The sequence below is a fragment of the Rhodoplanes roseus genome (genome assembly GCF_003258865.1).
In the GTDB taxonomy this organism is placed as follows: Bacteria; Pseudomonadota; Alphaproteobacteria; order Rhizobiales; family Xanthobacteraceae; genus Rhodoplanes; species Rhodoplanes roseus.
Genome location: NZ_NPEX01000116.1, coordinates 1 through 17,844 on the forward strand (window position 1 = coordinate 1; position 17,844 = coordinate 17,844).

General features: G+C 69.8%; 13 protein-coding genes, 2 pseudogenes and 1 riboswitch. Of the genes and pseudogenes, 9 read left to right on the forward strand and 6 right to left on the reverse strand.

Annotated elements, in window-relative coordinates:
• Positions 1–16: 16 nt before the first annotated feature.
• Together metF and CH341_RS16935 are read right to left on the reverse strand one after the other, a co-directional pair.
• Complete coding sequence (metF, locus tag CH341_RS16930; protein ID WP_111420182.1) at positions 17–967, reverse strand: methylenetetrahydrofolate reductase [NAD(P)H]; 951 nt, start codon at positions 965–967, stop codon at positions 17–19.
• Positions 967–1,962: an ArsR/SmtB family transcription factor gene (locus tag CH341_RS16935; RefSeq protein ID WP_111420183.1), complete on the reverse strand. Its 996-nt coding sequence runs from the start codon at positions 1,960–1,962 to the stop codon at positions 967–969. Before CH341_RS16935 ends, metF begins: the two co-directional genes overlap by 1 nt.
• A gap of 230 nt (positions 1,963–2,192) precedes the next feature.
• Here CH341_RS16935 and tsaA point away from each other — a divergent pair, with 230 nt between their 5' ends.
• From tsaA to CH341_RS16965, 6 genes and pseudogenes are all read left to right on the forward strand, one after another.
• A complete protein-coding gene (tsaA, locus tag CH341_RS16940) occupies positions 2,193–2,744 on the forward strand; it encodes a tRNA (N6-threonylcarbamoyladenosine(37)-N6)-methyltransferase TrmO (protein WP_111420184.1) in 552 nt (183 codons plus the stop codon).
• 305 nt (positions 2,745–3,049) lie between these two features.
• Positions 3,050–3,727, forward strand: a complete 678-nt coding sequence (locus CH341_RS16945; RefSeq protein WP_111420192.1) for a L,D-transpeptidase — start codon at positions 3,050–3,052, stop codon at positions 3,725–3,727.
• Positions 3,728–4,007: 280 nt separating this feature from the next.
• The gene (locus tag CH341_RS35290) at positions 4,008–6,752 is read left to right on the forward strand and encodes a bifunctional diguanylate cyclase/phosphodiesterase (RefSeq protein ID WP_210208394.1); all 2,745 of its coding nucleotides are present in this window, start codon (positions 4,008–4,010) and stop codon (positions 6,750–6,752) included.
• 184 nt (positions 6,753–6,936) lie between these two features.
• A complete protein-coding gene (locus tag CH341_RS16955; RefSeq protein ID WP_210208396.1) occupies positions 6,937–9,561 on the forward strand; it encodes a bifunctional diguanylate cyclase/phosphodiesterase in 2,625 nt (874 codons plus the stop codon).
• Positions 9,562–9,688: 127 nt separating this feature from the next.
• Positions 9,689–9,834, forward strand: a riboswitch (TPP riboswitch).
• A gap of 44 nt (positions 9,835–9,878) precedes the next feature.
• A pseudogene (thiC, locus tag CH341_RS16960) lies at positions 9,879–11,771 on the forward strand (phosphomethylpyrimidine synthase ThiC); the annotation flags it as partial.
• 238 nt (positions 11,772–12,009) lie between these two features.
• Positions 12,010–12,255 (forward strand): DUF2188 domain-containing protein, encoded by a 246-nt coding sequence (locus CH341_RS16965; RefSeq protein ID WP_111420186.1) that lies wholly within the window; start codon positions 12,010–12,012, stop codon positions 12,253–12,255.
• 27 nt (positions 12,256–12,282) lie between these two features.
• Here the strand turns inward: CH341_RS16965 and CH341_RS16970 are convergent, their stop codons facing one another.
• On the reverse strand, positions 12,283–12,717 hold the full coding sequence (locus CH341_RS16970) for a hypothetical protein (RefSeq protein ID WP_111420187.1): 435 nt from the start codon (positions 12,715–12,717) through the stop codon (positions 12,283–12,285).
• Between the two features lie 183 nt (positions 12,718–12,900).
• Between CH341_RS16970 and CH341_RS16975 the strand changes: the two genes are divergently transcribed.
• Complete coding sequence (locus CH341_RS16975; RefSeq protein WP_111420188.1) at positions 12,901–13,335, forward strand: hypothetical protein; 435 nt, start codon at positions 12,901–12,903, stop codon at positions 13,333–13,335.
• Here CH341_RS16975 and CH341_RS16980 read toward each other — a convergent pair.
• The 3 genes from CH341_RS16980 to CH341_RS16990 all read right to left on the reverse strand — a co-directional run bounded on the left by CH341_RS16980 (position 13,332) and on the right by CH341_RS16990 (position 15,983).
• On the reverse strand, positions 13,332–14,021 hold the full coding sequence (locus CH341_RS16980) for a substrate-binding domain-containing protein (RefSeq protein ID WP_210208398.1): 690 nt from the start codon (positions 14,019–14,021) through the stop codon (positions 13,332–13,334). The genes CH341_RS16975 and CH341_RS16980 overlap by 4 nt on opposite strands.
• Before the next feature lie 167 nt (positions 14,022–14,188).
• Entirely contained in the window at positions 14,189–14,935 is a 747-nt protein-coding gene (locus CH341_RS16985) for a substrate-binding domain-containing protein (RefSeq protein WP_111420189.1), read from the reverse strand.
• A gap of 76 nt (positions 14,936–15,011) precedes the next feature.
• Complete coding sequence (locus CH341_RS16990) at positions 15,012–15,983, reverse strand: Bug family tripartite tricarboxylate transporter substrate binding protein (protein WP_111420190.1); 972 nt, start codon at positions 15,981–15,983, stop codon at positions 15,012–15,014.
• A 557-nt stretch (positions 15,984–16,540) separates the two neighbouring features.
• Between CH341_RS16990 and CH341_RS16995 the strand changes: the two genes are divergently transcribed.
• Positions 16,541–17,446 carry a LysR family transcriptional regulator gene (locus CH341_RS16995; protein ID WP_170149663.1) on the forward strand — a complete coding sequence of 302 codons (906 nt, stop codon included), beginning with the start codon at positions 16,541–16,543 and terminating at the stop codon, positions 17,444–17,446.
• Between the two features lie 294 nt (positions 17,447–17,740).
• A pseudogene (locus tag CH341_RS17000) lies at positions 17,741–17,844 on the forward strand (PIG-L domain-containing protein); the annotation flags it as partial.

Consider the following 17,844-nt stretch of genomic DNA (forward strand, 5'->3'; position numbering starts at 1 on the left):
GAGGTGAAGAAAGGGCTCACGCCGCCGCCTCTGCTCTCGCTTCTGCCGCGGGCGCCGCCGCGGGCCGCAGGCCCAGCAGATGGCACACCGCGTAGACGAGGTCGGCGCGGTTCATCGTATAAAAATGGAACTCGGTGACGCCGCGGTCGACCAGGTCGAACACCTGCTCGGCCGCGACGGCCGCGGCGATCAGCTTTCGGGTCGCGGCATCGTCTTCGAGCCCGGCGAAGCGGTCGGCCAGCCATGACGGAATCGACGCGCCTGCCTTGGCCGCGAAGGACCGCGTCAGCGTGAAGTTCTGCACCGGCAGGATGCCGGGGACGATCGGGATGGTGATGCCGCGGGCGCGAACCCGGTCGAGGTAGCGGAGGTAGAGCTCGTTGTCGAAGAAGAACTGGGTGATGGCCCGGGTCGCGCCGGCGTCCACCTTGGCGGCCAGCATGTCGAGGTCGACCGTGTCGGACGGGCTCTCGGGATGGCGCTCCGGATAGGCCGAGACCGACACCTCGATGTCGGTCTTCTCGGCCGCGGCGAGGCGCTTGATGCCGCCGACCAGGTCGGCCGCGTTTACGTAGCCGCCCGGATGCGGCGCGTAGGCGGTGCCGATGCCGGCGACCGGATCACCGCGCAGCGCCACGATGTGCCGCACGCCGGCCGACAGATAGCCGCGCACCACGTCGTCGACCTCGTCGCGGGTCGCCGCGACGCAGGTGAGATGCGCGGCCGGCGTCAGCGCCGTCTCGTCGAGGATGCGCTTGACCGTCGCGTGGGTGCGCTCGCGCGTCGATCCGCCGGCCCCGTAGGTGACGGAGACGAAGTTGGGACGCAACGGCGCCAGCCGCTCGATCGAGTCCCACAGCGTCTTCTCCATCTCCTCGATCTTGGGCGGGAAGAACTCGAAGGAGACGCGCAGATCCTCGCGCCGGTGCGGCACGCGGCTGGCGCGGGGTTCGGTCGGGGACGGCATCAGGCGACCTCGCGGGTTCGTTCGGCGATGGCGAGGCGCGGATCGCGGCCCAGCCACAGGGTGACGGCCAGCCCGCCGCCGGGCCCGGGCCCGGGCGGCAGGACGCGGTGCAAGCCGGGCTCCAGGCCCGCCTGCTCCAGCCACTGGGTGACGGCCTCGCGCGAAAATCCGAGCCGCCGGTGGGCGTGCTCCTCGCGCAGGAACTCCAGCTCGTGCGGGGCGAAGTCGACCACCAGCAGCCGGCCCTGCGGCCGCAGCACGCGGGCCGCCTCGCGGATGGCGCGGCCGCCGTCGTCGAGGAAGTGCAGCACCTGGTGGAGGATCACGACGTCGAAGGAGTCGGGCGGCATGGCGAGGTCGAACAGGTCGCCGTGGCGCACCGAGCAGTTCTTGCTGCCGGCGCGGTCGAGGCGGGCGCGGGCGAGCGCCAGCATGTCGCGCGACAGGTCGATGCCGAGGCCGCGCTCGATCTCCGGGCCGAACAGCTCCAGCATGCGGCCCGTGCCGGTCCCGAGATCGAGGAGCGAGCGGAACGGTCTGTCGCCCAGCGCCTCGACGATCGCCTGCTCGACCGCCTCGTCGCCGGCATGGAGGCGGCGGATGCGGTCCCACTCGGCGGCGTGCTTGGCGAAATAATCTTGCGCGGCCTGGTTGCGCGCCGCCCGCACCGCGGTGAGGCGCTCGCGGTCGCGCCCGATGGTCCGGTCCGCCGGATCGAGCCGCGCCAGCAGGGCGCGCACCAGCGCCGCCGCCTCGCCCTGCTCGGCCGCCCGGAAGAAGGCCCAGGAGCCCTCGCGGAACCGCTCGACCAGGCCGGCCTCGGCCAACAGCTTGAGATGACGCGAGATGCGCGGCTGCGACTGGCGCAGGATGTCGGTGAGGTCCGAGACCGTGAGCTCCGCCTCGCCGAGCAGCGCGAGGACGCGCAGGCGCGTCTCCTCGGCCGCCGCCTTCAGGGCGGCGTTCAGATCCTCGAAGCTCAGGCGCTCGTCCATCCGGACCGTCCTCGGGTGCGACAGGGGTCGACCCTCATATAGGCACGTTTCGCGGCAGACATAAAGATATCTTTATGCCTTGAAGCTGGTTGTCGCCGACGCAATCCTCCCGCAGGCGCACGCCGCTCCGAAAAGGCGTTGGATCTGCTAATAAACCCGCAACGCAACCGTAGACGCGAGCCGCGCCGGCGCCCGTCCCGGCTGGCGGCCATTCGCCTGCAGGCAAGAGCATGTCCAGTCCGTCCGATCGCCCCCTGCCCCCGCTCTCCGGCCCCGTCCCCGGCGAGGACGAGGACGATCGCCTGCGTCCCGGCGAGGTCGCGGCTCCGCTGCCGGAGAGATTCGACGCGGGGCTGTTCTATATCGGCCGCATCCGCACGCCATGGACGCGGCGCGGCGACTGCCCGCGCAACGCCCGCCAGTCGGACGCGGTCTGCACCATCGAGGTCGACGAGCGGTTCGCCGCCGGGCTGACCGGGGTCGAGAGCTGCACGCATCTCCTGGTGCTGTATTGGATGCACCGGGCGCGCCGCGATCTCGTCGTGCAGGCGCCGCGCCATTACGGCGAGCCGCGCGGCACCTTCGCGCTGCGCTCGCCGGTGCGGCCGAACCCGGTGGCGGCCAGCGTCGTGAAGCTCCTGGGCGTGGAGGGGCCGCGGCTCTCGGTCGTCGGGCTCGACTGCCTGGACGGCACGCCGCTGGTCGACATCAAGCCGTACTTCGCCTCGACCGACGCGGTCGGCGACGCCGTCGTCGGCTGGCACGCCGCCCGGACGGCGTGAGCGCATGGTCCCGAATCCGCGTCCGTGTCGTCCGGCGATGTGACCCGGTTCACGGAAGGCCTTGCGATCGCGCCGCATGGTTAGCGATTCGTCGCCGTCGAGAGCCGCGGCGCCTGCCGATCCGATACGACAAAAACCCAGCTAAATCGCGGTGTTTTCGCGTCGCGCGGCGTGCCCTGCGGCGTCGCGCGCGGCCGTCCGGCGGTTCGGACGAGATGTCTTAAATTGTAATTAAAATTGCGATCTCCCGGTTGAACCGCCTGAAGAGAAGTTTCGACACAAAGGCGGGGAACAGGGGGGTGATCATGACACGCTTTACTCGGGCTCGTTCCGCCGTCGTCACGGCTGCGGCCGGCATCCTGGTCGCCGGCATGGCGATGACGGGCGCCGCATCGGCCAATCCGTTCGCGTTCTTCGCGCCCGTGATGGCTCCGACCTACGAGGCCGTCGCGCCGACCGACACGATCGTCCCGCGCAACGAGCCGGCCGAGCCGTCGTCGCGCTTCCGCCGCCAGACCGTCGACTACAAGACCAGCGAGCCGGCCGGCACCATCGTCATCGACACGCCCAACACCTATCTGTACCTCGTGCTCGGCAACGGCCGTGCGATGCGCTACGGCATCGGCGTCGGCCGCGACGGCTTCCGCTGGTCGGGAACCCAGTCGGTCACCCGCAAGGCCGAGTGGCCGGACTGGACGCCGCCCACCGAGATGGTGCGCCGCCAGCCCTATCTGCCGCGCTTCGTCGCCGGCGGTCCCAACAACCCGCTCGGCGCCCGCGCCCTCTATCTGGGCGACACCATCTACCGCATCCACGGCACCAACGCGCCGGAGACGATCGGCGAGCGCGTGTCCTCGGGCTGCATCCGCATGGTCAATGCCGACGTGATCGACCTCTACTCTCGCGTCACGGTCGGCACCCGCGTCGTCGTACTGCCGAGCCGCAACCGCCAGGTCGAGACGCCCCGCGCGCCGCAGATCTGAAGCTCGTCGTCCCTCCTGATCAGAACAAGCCGTCGCAAGACGTCTCCCAGCACCTTCTCTGAGCCTCCATTCTCGGCCGGTCCCGGATGCCCCCGGGACCGGCCTTTTTCATGCGAGGCAGCGGCGGCCGGCGCACCTTGCCGCAACATGTACTAGTCGCGGCCGACGACCGGCCTAATCCCGAAATCTTCCTTAATCATCGCATCAATTCGCGCGTGTCTTTTCATCTTTATCAATTCAACCCGGGTCATATCGCACCATCGTTGCGAAGCACCAGGTCATGACGAACCCGAGAAGACGCGCAGCTTTCCTCCTGCTCACGGCCTGCGCCGGCATCGTCATCGGCTTGTCCGCGATGGCGATCGGCGTCACCGTCGAGTATCTGCGCAAGGACGCGATCCGGGCGGCCGAGCGGGAGAGCTCCAATGCGGCGCTCGCCGTCGCCGAGCAGCTGATGCGCACGGTGCGCCCGGTCGACGGCGTGCTCACCGAGCTGCGCGACGTCGTCCCGGCGCTCGGCATCGCGACGCCGAAAGAATTTTCCACGTTCTTCGGCAGCGACGAGCAGCGTCAGTTCCTCGAGGAACGGCTGCGCCGCGAGAGGGCGGCGTCCGCGCTCGGCATTTTCGATTCCAACGGCCGTCTCGTGCAGGCCTCACCGGACGCCATGAGGCGGGATCTCGCGAGCGGCCTCGAGGAGCATCTCCGCCGAACAGACCGCATGGCCACGCCGGGCCTGCAGGTGAGCCCGCCGATCGCGTCCCCGGCTGCCGGGCAGCCGATGATCTACCTCACGCGCCGCATCCGCGGAGCGACCGGCAGTCACGTCGGCCTCGCCGCCGCGGCCGTCCCGGCCGACTATTTCGACCATCTCTACGGCACGATCGAAATGCTGCCGGGCCAGTCCTTCCTGATCAGCCGGCAGGACGGCACGCTGCTCGCCAACCGCCCCAGCGTGACCGGGGTCAGCGGGCCGGTGATGCCCAGGACGGGCCAATGGTACGAGGTCGCAGCGCGCGGCGGCGGCACCTACCGGGTCGTTTCCGGCAACGACCCCGACGACACGCTGATCGTCTCGGTCCAGACGATTCCGGAGACGCCGTTCGTCGTCAGCAGCGGCATCCTGGAGAGCGCCGCGCTGGCGGAGTGGCGCCGGCACGCGGTCCGCATCGGCATCGGCAGCCTGCTCGCCTTCGTCTGCGCGATCGCGCTGCTCTGGGCGCTGAAGCACCAGTTCGATCGTCTGGTCACGTCGCAGGAGTCGCTGTCGGAGCGGGAGACGCGGCTGGCGGAGAAGTCGCGCGAGCTGGAGCGGATGCATGCTCGCCTCGACGCGGCCGTGAACAACATGGCGCACGGCCTCTGCATGTACGACCGCGACGATCGCCTGGTCGTCTGCAATGCCGCCTATCGGAGCATGTACGGCCTTTCGGAGGACGACACGCGAGCCGGCACGACGATCCGCAAGCTGGTCGAGCGTCGCCGGGCGGTCGGCACGTTCCAGGGCGATTACGCGGCACGCATCGCCGAGGTCCGGCAGGCCGTCGATCGCGGCCGCCCCTCCCGTTTCGTCAGCGAGCTGTCGAACGGTCGCGTGATCGCCATGACGGTGAGCACGCTGCGTGACGGCGGCTGGGTCTCGGTGCACGAGGACATCACCGAGCGCACCCGGGCCGAGAAGCGGATCGCCCATCTGGCCCGCCACGATCCGCTCACCGACCTCGCCAACCGGCTGCTGTTCCGCGAGCGCATGGACGAGGTCATCGCGCGGCTGGAGACCAACGGCGACAGCTTCGCCGTGATGATCTTCGACATCGACCTGTTCAAGTCGGTCAACGACTCGCTCGGCCATTCCGGCGGCGACGCCCTGCTCGAGGCCGTCGCCGAGCGCCTGCGCCGCAGCGCCGCCCCCACCGACACGCTCGGCCGCATCGGCGGCGACGAGTTCGCCGTCATCCAGACCGCCCGCCCCGATCCCCGCGCCGCCGCCACGGCGCTGGCCGAGACGCTGCTGCAGGAGCTGCGCGCACCCTACGACATCGAGGGCAAGCGCATCGTCATCGGCATCAGCATCGGCATCGCGGTGGCGCCCGACGACGGCCGCGAGCCCAGTCAGATCCTCAAGAGCGCCGACCTCGCCCTCTACCGCGCCAAGGCCGACGGACGCGGCTGCTTCCGCTTCTTCGAGCCCGCCATGGACGCCGACGTGCGGCTCCAGCGCGAGTTCGAGTTCGAGCTCCGCGAGGCCCTGGTCCGCCAGGAGTTCGAGATCCACTACCAGCCGATCGTCGACATCGCCACGGCACGGCCCTGCGCCGTCGAGGCGCTGGTGCGCTGGCGCCACCCCCATCACGGCCTGATCCCGCCCGACAAGTTCATCCCCGTCGCCGAGGAGATCGGCCTGATCATCCCGCTCGGGGAGTGGATCCTCGGCGCCGCCTGCCGCACCGCCGTCGCCTGGCCGGACGACATCCGCCTCGCCGTCAACCTTTCCGCCGTGCAGTTCCGCTCCGGCACCCTGGTCGACGTGGTCCGCAGCGCGCTGCGCTCCTCCGGCCTGCCGGCGACCCGGCTCGAGCTGGAGATCACCGAGTCGGTGCTGCTGCAGAAGGACCAGGACAGCATCGCGGTGCTGCACGAGCTCGCCGGGCTGGGCGTGCGCATCGTCCTCGACGACTTCGGCACCGGCTACTCGTCGTTGAGCTATCTGCAGCTCTTCCCGTTCAGCAAGATCAAGATCGACAAGTCCTTCGTCGCCGAGATGTCGAGCCGTTCCGACTGCGCCGCCATCGTCTCGACCATCATCAATCTCGCCAAGGCACTCGACATGGGCACCACCGCCGAGGGCGTCGAGACCCAGGAGCAGGCCGAGCTGCTGCGCGCCGCCGGCTGCCGCGAGGCGCAGGGCTGGCTGTTCGGCCGCCCCGGACCACCGAGTGCCCTCGTCCTCGACCGTCCCGCCGAACCGGCACAAGCCACGCAAACGCCCGTTCGGATTAACCGAATCGTAGCGGCGGCGCGCTAAGAAGCAGACTGGTGAAGGGCCACCCAGGAGATGGCGCGCCGACCCCGCGGACCAACCGCTCGGCCGACGGAGTCACAACCTCTACCGAGCAGCCCGACGCCAAGCCGGCGGCGAGTCCCGGCGTGCCGCTTGTCCGCGAGGCCCACGTTCCTTCATGCCGTCCCTTTCGCCACACAGACATCGGGTGTCCTTCGGGACGCTGCTGGGCGTAACGGCGGTGGTGATCGCCGCCTCGGTGCTGGCGATCGGCTTAGCCGTCTGGCAGCTGCGCAGCGACGCGCTGGCGTCGGCGAACGACGACTCCGACAACATCGCCGTGGTGCTGGCCGGCCAGGTCGGCCAGGCGGTGAGGCCGATCGACGAGGCGCTGCGCGACCTGGTCCGCCACCGTCTCACCGCCTCACAGGTGCGCGAGGTGCTCGGCACCGCGCGCCTGCACGACGAGCTGCGCGAGCGCCTCACCGGCTTCCCGCAGGCGACCTCGATCGTCGTCGCCGACGTCGACGGCACTGTGGTCAACTGGTCCCAGGACTGGCCGCCACGCCCGCTGAACTTCGCCGACCGCGCCTTTCACAAGGAGATGAGGGCCATCGGCCCGGACGACCTGTATATCAGCGCGCCGCTCCACAGCCGGGTCAGCAGCACCCAGATCATCCTGTTCAGCCGCCGCCTCACGGCACCCGACGGGAGCTATTCGGGGCTGGTCGGGATGGGCGTCCCGATCGATTATTTCCGCGCCGTCTACGAGTCCATGGCATCGATCGCCGACCGCTCCTTCGCCCTCGTGCGCGCCGACGGCATCCTGCTCGCCCGCTTCCCGACCGGACTGCTGCAGGTCGGCCAGCCGCTTCCGGAGCGCCCCTTGTGGCAGCCGGTGGCGCAGGCCGGCGGCGGCTTCTACACCGCGATGACCACTCCCGAGCCCGAGATGCGCCTCGTCGCGGCGCGCCCGGTGGACGGGCTGCCCCTCTTCGTGAACGTCGCCATCGCCGAGGACGCCGCGCTCGCCACCTGGGAGCGCCGCGCCGTCTGGATCGGCATCGGCACGATGCTGGCGCTGGCCTGCTGTGCGGCGCTGCTGAGCAGCCTCGTCCGAAAGTCGCAGGCCCTCGAGCAGACGACCAGCCAGCTGGATGCGGCCCTCAACAACATGTCCTATGGACTGTGCATGTTCGACGGCGACGGCCGGCTTCTCGTGCACAACGCGCGGTACCGTGAGATGTATGCGCTCGCGCCCGAGGACGTGCGTCCCGGCACGTCGCTGCGCGAGCTGATGCGGCGCAGGATTGCGGCCGGCACGGTCTGCAACGATCCCGAGTCGTATCTGGCCGAGCTGTCGTCGGGCCGGGCCGGGAACAACCCCACCCACATCACCACGCGTCTCGACGACGGGCGCGTGATCGCCGTGCTCAACGATCCGACCGAGGACGGCGGCTGGGTCTCGGTGCACGAGGACATCACCGAGCGCACCCGGGCCGAGATGCGGATCGCCCACATGGCGCGCCACGATGCGATGACCGACCTCGCCAACCGGCTGCTGTTCCGCGAGCGCATGGACGAGGCGATCGGCCGGCTGCAGGCCAACGGCGACAGCTTCGCCGTGATGATCTTCGACATCGACCTGTTCAAGTCGGTCAACGACTCGCTCGGCCATTCCGGCGGCGACGCCCTGCTCGAGGCCGTCGCCGAGCGCCTGCGCCGCAGCGCCGCCCCCACCGACACGCTCGGCCGCATCGGCGGCGACGAGTTCGCCGTCATCCAGACCGCCCGCCCCGATCCCCGCGCCGCCGCCACGGCGCTGGCCGAGACGCTGCTGCAGGAGCTGCGCGCACCCTACGACATCGAGGGCAAGCGCATCGTCATCGGCATCAGCATCGGCATCGCGGTGGCGCCCGACGACGGCCGCGAGCCCAGTCAGATCCTCAAGAGCGCCGACCTCGCCCTCTACCGCGCCAAGGCCGACGGACGCGGCTGCTTCCGCTTCTTCGAGCCCGCCATGGACGCCGACGTGCGGCTCCAGCGCGAGTTCGAGTTCGAGCTCCGCGAGGCCCTGGTCCGCCAGGAGTTCGAGATCCACTACCAGCCGATCGTCGACATCGCCACGGCACGGCCCTGCGCCGTCGAGGCGCTGGTGCGCTGGCGCCACCCCCATCACGGCCTGATCCCGCCCGACAAGTTCATCCCCGTCGCCGAGGAGATCGGCCTGATCATCCCGCTCGGGGAGTGGATCCTCGGCGCCGCCTGCCGCACCGCCGTCGCCTGGCCGGACGACATCCGCCTCGCCGTCAACCTTTCCGCCGTGCAGTTCCGCTCCGGCACCCTGGTCGACGTGGTCCGCAGCGCGCTGCGCTCCTCCGGCCTGCCGGCGACCCGGCTCGAGCTGGAGATCACCGAGTCGGTGCTGCTGCAGAAGGACCAGGACAGCATCGCGGTCCTGCACGAGCTCGCCGGGCTGGGCGTGCGCATCGTCCTCGACGACTTCGGCACCGGCTACTCGTCGCTGAGCTATCTCCAGCTCTTCCCGTTCAGCAAGATCAAGATCGACAAGTCCTTCGTGGCCGAGATGTCGAGCCGCTCCGATTGCGCCGCCATCGTGTGCACCGTGATGAACCTCGCCAAGGCGCTCGACATGGGCACCACGGCCGAGGGCGTCGAGACCCAGGAGCAGGTCGACCTGCTGCGCGCCGCCGGCTGCCGCGAGGCGCAGGGCTGGCTGTTCGGCCGCCCCGGGCCGGCGAGTGCCCTGACGCTCGACCGCCCGCTCGGCACCCCGGTCGCCTCGGCGGTCGGCCGCCACCGCGTCGCCTGATCCGGCCGGAAGGAGCGGTCGCGGGTCCACGGGTACGCCGCGACCACAGGCGCCCGAGAGCCGCGTCGCAGAGCGGCGTAACGACACGCCTCGCATTGACAGTGCACCGATCTCCCCTAAATTGAGGCCTCGTTCCGAGGGGTGCTCCGGAAGGAGCTGAGACACCGTCGGCCGACGCGGCGCCGCCAGCAACGGCACGCCGCCCGGCACCGCGGAAACCCTTTGAACCTGATCCGGGTCATGCCGGCGAAGGGACAGGGACCATTCCCACTCCGACGCATGCTGGTTCCGGACGGCCCATTCACGGGAGGCTCCGAATGAACAAGCACACGCCCGCCACCGCGCTCGCCGTTCCGACCGTCACCACCGGCCCGATCGCCGGCTCGCGAAAAGCCTACACCACCCCCGACGCCGCGCCGGACCTGAAGGTGCCGGTGCGCGAGATCGTGCTGACCGACGCGGCGGGCGAACCGCCGGTGCCGGTCTACGACGCCTCCGGTCCCTACACGGACCCGACCGCCACCATCGATCCCGAGAAGGGTCTGGCGCGTCACCGCACCGCCTGGGTGAAGGAGCGTGGCGGTATCGAGGCCTATCAGGGCCGCGAGATCAAGCCGGTCGACAACGGCAACGTGTCGGGCGCCCATCTGGCCCGCGCCTTCCCGAACCAGCACGCCCCGCTGCGGGCGCTGGAGGGCAAGCCGGTGACCCAATACGAGTGGGCCAAGGCCGGCGTGATCACCAAGGAGATGATCTACGTCGCCGAGCGCGAGAATCTCGGCCGCCAGAAGATGCTCGAGCGGGCCGAGGCGGCGCTCGCCGACGGCGAGAGCTTCGGCGCCGCGCTGCCGGCCTTCGTGACGCCGGAGTTCGTGCGCAGCGAGATCGCCCGCGGTCGCGCCATCATCCCGGCGAACATCAACCACGCCGAGCTCGAGCCGATGATCATCGGCCGCAACTTCCTCACCAAGATCAACGCGAACATCGGCAACTCCGCCGTGACCTCGTCGGTCGAGGAGGAGATCGACAAGATGGTGTGGGCGATCCGCTGGGGCGCCGACACCGTGATGGACCTCTCCACCGGCCGCAACATCCACAACACGCGCGAGTGGATCATCCGCAACGCGCCGGTGCCGATCGGCACCGTGCCGATCTATCAGGCGCTGGAGAAGGTCGACGGCGACCCGGTCAAGCTCGACTGGGAGGTCTACAAGGACACCCTGATCGAGCAGTGCGAGCAGGGCGTCGACTACTTCACGATCCATGCCGGTGTGCGGCTCGCTTACGTGCCGCTGACCGCCAGCCGCGTGACCGGCATTGTTTCCCGCGGCGGCAGCATCATGGCCAAGTGGTGCCTCGCCCATCACCGCGAGAGCTTCCTCTACGAACGCTTCGAGGAAATCTGCGAGCTGATGCGCAAGTACGACGTGTCGTTCTCGCTCGGCGACGGCCTGCGGCCGGGCTCGATCGCCGACGCCAACGATCGCGCCCAGTTCGCCGAGCTGGAGACGCTGGGCGAGCTGACCCGGATCGCCTGGGACAAGGGCTGCCAGGTGATGATCGAGGGCCCCGGCCACGTGCCGATGCACAAGATCAAGATCAACATGGACAAGCAGCTGAAGGAATGCGGCGAGGCGCCGTTCTACACCCTCGGCCCGCTGACCACCGACATCGCGCCCGGCTACGACCACATCACCTCGGGCATCGGCGCCGCCATGATCGGCTGGTTCGGCTGCGCCATGCTGTGCTACGTGACGCCGAAGGAGCATCTCGGCCTGCCCGACCGCGACGACGTGAAGACCGGCGTGATCACCTACAAGATCGCGGCGCACGCCGCCGATCTCGCCAAGGGTCATCCGGCCGCGCAGGTGCGGGACGACGCCCTCTCCCGGGCCCGCTTCGAGTTCCGCTGGCAGGACCAGTTCAACCTCGGCCTCGACCCCGACACGGCCTGCGCCTATCACGACGAGACGCTGCCCAAGGACGCCCACAAGGTCGCGCATTTCTGCTCGATGTGCGGGCCGAAATTCTGCTCGATGAAGATCACCCAGGACGTCCGCGACTACGCGGCCGGCCTCGGCGACAACGAGAAGGCGGCGCTGGGTCTGGCGGCCGAAGCCGGCATGAAGGAGATGTCGGACAAGTTCAACGCCATGGGCCAGCAGGTCTATGTCGACGCCGACCAGGTGGCGGCCGGCAAGCCGGCGCCGCGCACCACCGCGCTCGACACCGAAGCGGCCCACGCCGCCCGGAACGCCGCGCTGGTGAAGCAGAGCAACAAGGCGCTGTGAGGCGCGGCCTCACGTCGTGAGACGAAGGCGGGCCCGGCACATGCCGGCCCGCCTTTTTTGCCGGCCGGCGGCCGAGCGTGTCGCGATCCGGATGACCCGTGCGTTCCGCCCTGCCCTGCGCTACGCTCGCGGCCGGCCCATCAACCCCCGGTGACCCATGGCGCACATCACATACAAGATCGTCCAGCACGACGGCGGCTGGGCCTATACGGTCGACGGCGTCTTCTCGGAGCCGTTTCCGAGCCATGCGGCGGCGCTGGCGGCCGCCAAGCGCGTCGCCCAGGAGCAGCGCGTCCCCGACCAGACCCACGTCATCGAGTACGAGGACGCCGACGGCAAGTGGCACACCGAAACCGCCGCCGGCAACGATCGTCCGGACACCGCGGTGGAGGACAGCCGGTAGCCCGTCCGACGGTCCCTCAGCGGGCCCCTACTTCAGCGATAGGGCCATGCCGCTGAGGTCGAGATTGGCGATCAGGCCGACCTGGCGGCCCTGGAGCTCGAGGACGGCGCCCTTCTGGTTGCGCAGCACGATGGCCTGGGCGCCCGGGCCGAGCGCACCGCCCGCCCCGGCCGCGCCGTAGACGCCGGCGACGTCCGAGGGCCGGCTGATATTGCTGACGCGGCCGTGCAGATTGGCCTTGGAGGCGCCGAACACCAGGCCGGCCGAGAGGCCGCCGATCGACAGGCGATACTTGCGGCCCTGGAACGTCAGCGTGCCGCTGCCGCCCGAGCCGCCGATGAACCAGCCGCCCTTGTAGATCGTGATCGCGATGCTGCCGCTGTCGGCGCGCGCCGCCGAGGCGGCGGACAAGAGCGTCGCCGCCGCCACGAGGGCGACGCGTAGTCCCGAGACGATGCGCATTGGTCCGATTCTCCCCCCAGGGCGCCGGCGCCCGAATCGATCGTTCATGGTTGCGCCGAACCGGTACGACAATGTGATGGCTCGCACAAAGACACCGAAATCGCGGCCCCGAATCACCGCTCCCGGACCGGCGTGTTACCCTTCGTCCTCCACGTCGTCCGATCTCAACCGCGAGCCGCCGTCATGCGTGCCTCCACCCGTCTCTGGCTCGGTCCCGCCGTCTCGTTCGCGCTGGTCGCGCCGGTGCAGTTCGCCGCCGTCACGGCGGCCCGCGTCGCCGAGCCGGTCATCGCGCTGATCCTGTTCCTGGTCCCCGCCGCGATCGTCGTCGCGATCTTCGCTCTGGTCGCGCGCTGGCGCTGGACCGTGGCCGCCGTCCGCTGGACGGCGGTGCTGCTGCTCGGTGCGCTTCTGCTGGCCGCCTGCGGCCTGCTGGCCTATGCGGTGCTGGGCGAGCAGACGCCGCTCGGGCGTGGTCTCATGCTCGGGATCACGCTGTTCCTCGACTCGGCGATCCTGTTGCCGACGGCCGTGGTGGTGATCGTCCACTGGCTGGCGCTGCGCGCTCCACCGGCGCCGGTCGGCCCGCCGGAAGCGACGCGGCACGCGGGGGCCTAGGCGGGCTCCATGCCGTGCCGGCGCTTCACCGGATCGGCTTCGGACGACACCAGGACGGCGATCACGGCCCGGGCTCCGTCGGCATCCGGGCTCGCCGCGGCGACGCCCGCCGTGAACACCGTGGTGGACTGGACCGCGGCCGGCAGCCCGCCGATCACCGTGATGCCGGGGATGTTCACCAGCTCGCTGTACTGCTGGAAACCGAGATCGGCGTCGCCCTTGGCCACCAGCGATCCGACCGGGACGCCGGGCGGAGCCTGCAGGAGGCGGTCGGCCATGCCGGCGGCGAGGCCCCACCGCTCCAGCAGCCGCATCAGATGGTCGCCGCTCGGGCCGGTCGAGTAGCACAGCCGCGTCGCCGACGACACCGCCTCGCGGACCGCCGCCTCGGTGCTCACGTCCGGCGCCGGCCGGCTCGACGGCACGGCGAGCGCGATGTCCGAGCGGGCGAAGGCGGTCCGGCTTCCGGCCACCAGCCGGCCCTCGGCCTCCAGCTTCTCCATCGGGCCGGAGGCGAGAAGGACGATGTCCACGGCCTCGCCGGCGCGCACCAGCTTGGCGGCCTCCACGCCGCCCAGCGACCGCACGACGAGCGCCCGGCCGGTGCGCTGCTCGCACAGCGCCGCGAGCTCGTTCAGGATGTGGCGGGTCGCCATCGACGAGATGCAGGTGATCGGGGGAGCCATCTTCAACCTCCGGGTGACGCGCCGCTCTGTGGCTGATTCCATTCGACGGACCGCGGGCCAACCTCGACCGTCAGTTCGTGCCGTTCAAGTGTCGCGATCCGCTCACCGGCCATGTCGGGCGCGCGACGCCACCGGCGGCGGACCACCTGCCGCCCGCCGACCCGCGGTCAGCCCGGATCCATGCCGGTCTTCCTGAAGGCCGCCGCGCCGGCCGGCGAGACCAGGTACTTCAGCCACTCCCGGGCCGCGGCGACCTCCTTCGCGCCGACCATGACGCTGCCCGTGAACTGGGTCATCTGCTGGATGTCGGCCGGCAGGGGACCGACGATGTCGCAGCCCGGGAAGGCGATCAGCTCGCTCACCTGCTGCAGGCCGATCTCGACCTCGCCGTTGGAGAGGATGCTGCCGACGAACACGCCGGTCGGCGTCTGCACGAGCTTGCCCTTGATCTCGTCGGTGATGCCCAGACGCTGGAACAGCTTGATCAGATAGACGCCGCTCGGGCCGGTGGAATAGCCGATGGACTTGGCGGACAGCAGCGTCTTCTTGAACGCGTCGGTCGTGCCGATGTCGGGCCTCGGGGTCCCGGCCCGCACGGCGAGGACGATGCCCGACCTGGCGAGGTCGATGCGGCTGTCGGCGACGACCTTGCCGCTCGCGGTGTGCGCGTCGATCGACGGCCTGGCCATGATCAGGACATCGTAGATCTCACCGCTCGCCAGCCGCCTGTCGATGTCGACGGTTCCCGAGAAGACCGTCGTGACCTTGTGCCCGGAGGCCTTCTCGAACTCCGGAACCAGGGCCCGATACGCCTGCTCGGGCGCCTGGGTGGAGATCACGCGTAGTTCGGCGGCATCGGCGACGAATGCGACCAGCGACGCGAGCGCCGCGGCCATGAGAACGCGCAAACGCATGGAGGTCCTCCGTGCTGCTCGGTGGCAGCCATGGCGTCCCGCGCGCCGGTGACGCGCGAGGAGGCCGGTGGATCGCTCAGTTCGGCTTGATGCCGGCCACCTTCGCGGCCTCGCGGCAGAGCGCGAGATCGGTCTTGATGAACTCGGTGAATCCGGCCGGCGTCATCAGATCGGGCGAGACGACGTCGATCCCGAGCTTGGCGAACTGGTCGAGCACCACTCGGGACGCCAGCGCGACGACGAGCGCCTTCTGGAGCCGCGCGATCACGTCGGCCGGGGTCGCGGCCGGGGCCAGCACGCCGACATAGCTGCCGGCGAGGAACCCCGCCACTCCGGATTCGATCATGGTCGGCACCTCGGGGGCGAGCGCCGACCGCTTCTCCGCCCCGATCGCGACGATGCGGACCTTCCCCTCCAGGTGCAACGCGAGCGGGATCGAGAACTCCGTCATCGCGGCGCGCGAATTGCCGCCGATCAGATCCGGCATCAGCGCACCACCACTCCGGTACGGGACGTGGACCACCGACGCGCCGGTCTGCGCCGCGAAGCGTTCCAGCGTGAAGTGGGTCGCACTGCCGTAGCCGCTGGTGCCGACGTCGATCGGCTGCTGCTTCGAGAGTGCGACGAACTCGGCGATCGTCCTGGCCGGCAGCGACGGATGAACCACCAGGGCATGCGGCACGATGCCGGTCAGGCCGATCGGCGCCAGGTCCTTCAACGTCTCGTACCCGACCTTCGCCTGGATGAACTGATTGTTGACGAGCGGGCCGTTCGGGCCGATCAGCAGCGTGTATCCGTCGGGCGTCGATTTCGCCACCATGTCGGCACCGATGCTGCCGCCGGCCCCCGGACGATTCTCCACGACCACCGGCTGGCCGAGCGCCTCGGTCATCCCCTGCCCGACCAGACGCGCCACCGTATCGGCGTTTCCTCCGGCCGCGAACGGCACGACGAATCTGACGAAACGCTCGGGAAACGCGGCGCGGGCCGCCGACGACAGCAGCAGGCCGGTCGAAGCGGCGAGCAGGGTGCGGCGCGACAAAGCCATGGATCCTCTCCTCTCGGCGCGAGCGCCGAATCGAGTCGACGCTCCTGACGCCCACTGACGGATCGGGGGTTCGGTGCGAAAAGACGACGTCACGGTGCCAACCGTGCGAACGCTAACACGCGTGCTTCCCGTCCATACAGTTCGAAGTATTCGACATTCGATGCATCAGATGCATCCTGCGTCGCCGACGCCGATCGACCGGCGACGTCCGGGCGACGGGAGACGGCGACTTCTCCGCACCGGCCCGCATTCGGCCGGTGGTCTCCTGACCGTCGCGACGCATGCGTCACGATCGCATCAGCACCGCTACGTGGTTACCCCGATCTGATTTCGACTTGCGTCTTGTGAAGATCGGTCGGCAGCTGCGCGAGCGCTGCGCGCTCCGGCTCGACCGGTGGAAAGCAGGCGCTTCGTCCGCCGTCTCCGCGCGTCGCGGCATCGTCGGCCGCTCACGCCCGAGCCGGCCGCTCGACCGCCACGACGGGCCGATACGATCGCCATCGACCGCGCGGAGCCCGTCGGGCCGTCCGGGCGGTCTCACTGCATGCGAGGGTGACGTGCGTGTGGACTTTCTCGGCATCCAGGCCTTCCTGAGCATCGCGGAACGCGGCAACTTCCAGCGCGCAGCGGCCTATCTGAACCTCTCGCAGACCGCGCTCAGCCATCGCATCCGCAAGCTCGAGGACGATCTCGGGCTCAAGCTGCTGTCGCGGACCAGCCGTCCGGTGACGCTGACCAGCGCCGGCATGAAGCTCCTGCCGAAGGCGCAGGCGACCCTCGACGAGCTGTCAGCCACCATGGAGGAGCTGCGGCAGCAGGGGCGCTCGGGTCAGCGCCGCCTGTCGATCGGCTGCCTGCCGACGCTGGCCGAACGCTATCTGCCGCCCATCCTCAACCGGTTCAAGGAGCGCCACCCCGATGTCGCGGTTCGCGTCCACGACAACTCCGCGACCGAGATCAGCGCGATGGTGCAGGCCGGCACGGTCGAGTTCGGGGTGACCATCGTGGCCGCCAACAGCGCGGATCTCACGGTCAGCATCCTGCTGAAAGAACCCTACGTGCTCGTCTGTGCCAGCAACCATCCACTGGCCCGCGAGAAGGCGGTGAACTGGGACGTGCTGCTGCGCTACCCGCTCATCCGCGTCAGCCCGCAGACCGGAAACCGCATCCTGCTCGACGACGCGCTGGGCAGCCGGCGCGAGAAGCTCCAGTGGCTCTACGAGGTCCAGCACACGTCGACGGCGATCAAGCTGGCCGCCGAGGGCGTCGGACTGACCATCCTGCCGCGACTGGCGGTCACCAACATCGACAGCAAGGTCGCGGCGGTGCCGCTGCAGAACCCGAAGGTCACCCGTGCGATCGGCATCGTGTCGCGGGCCGGCGTGCCGATGTCCTCGCTCGCCGACGAGTTCGCGCAGATCGTCGGACGTGAGCTGAAGAAGGACCGTCGTCGGCTAACATGATCTGAATTCATCGTAAGTGACAAACTTAGAATTTTCCGCCGCCCTGCAGCCGCCCTACAGTGCGTCCGTCCACCGAAGTTCGACGGTTCGGTCGGGAGGGACATGTCATGCAGAGCGGAATCGACTGGATGATCCTGCGCGGCGGCACGTCCGATACTGCACGTCGTCGCGCCGGCCCGCGCCGGCACGCCAGCGGCCGCGGCCGGTCGAGAGAGCGCGGCGTCCCCGCACGCTGACGCGCGAGCCGGCCGGCTCCACCCTTCATAATCCGATCACGTGAGGAGGCCTTCCGGCATGTCCGCGAAGAGCAAGACGGGTCTCGTCGTCACCGCCCATCCGGGCGATTTCGTGTGGCGCGCCGGCGGCGCCATCGCGCTGCACGCCAAGAAGGGCTACCG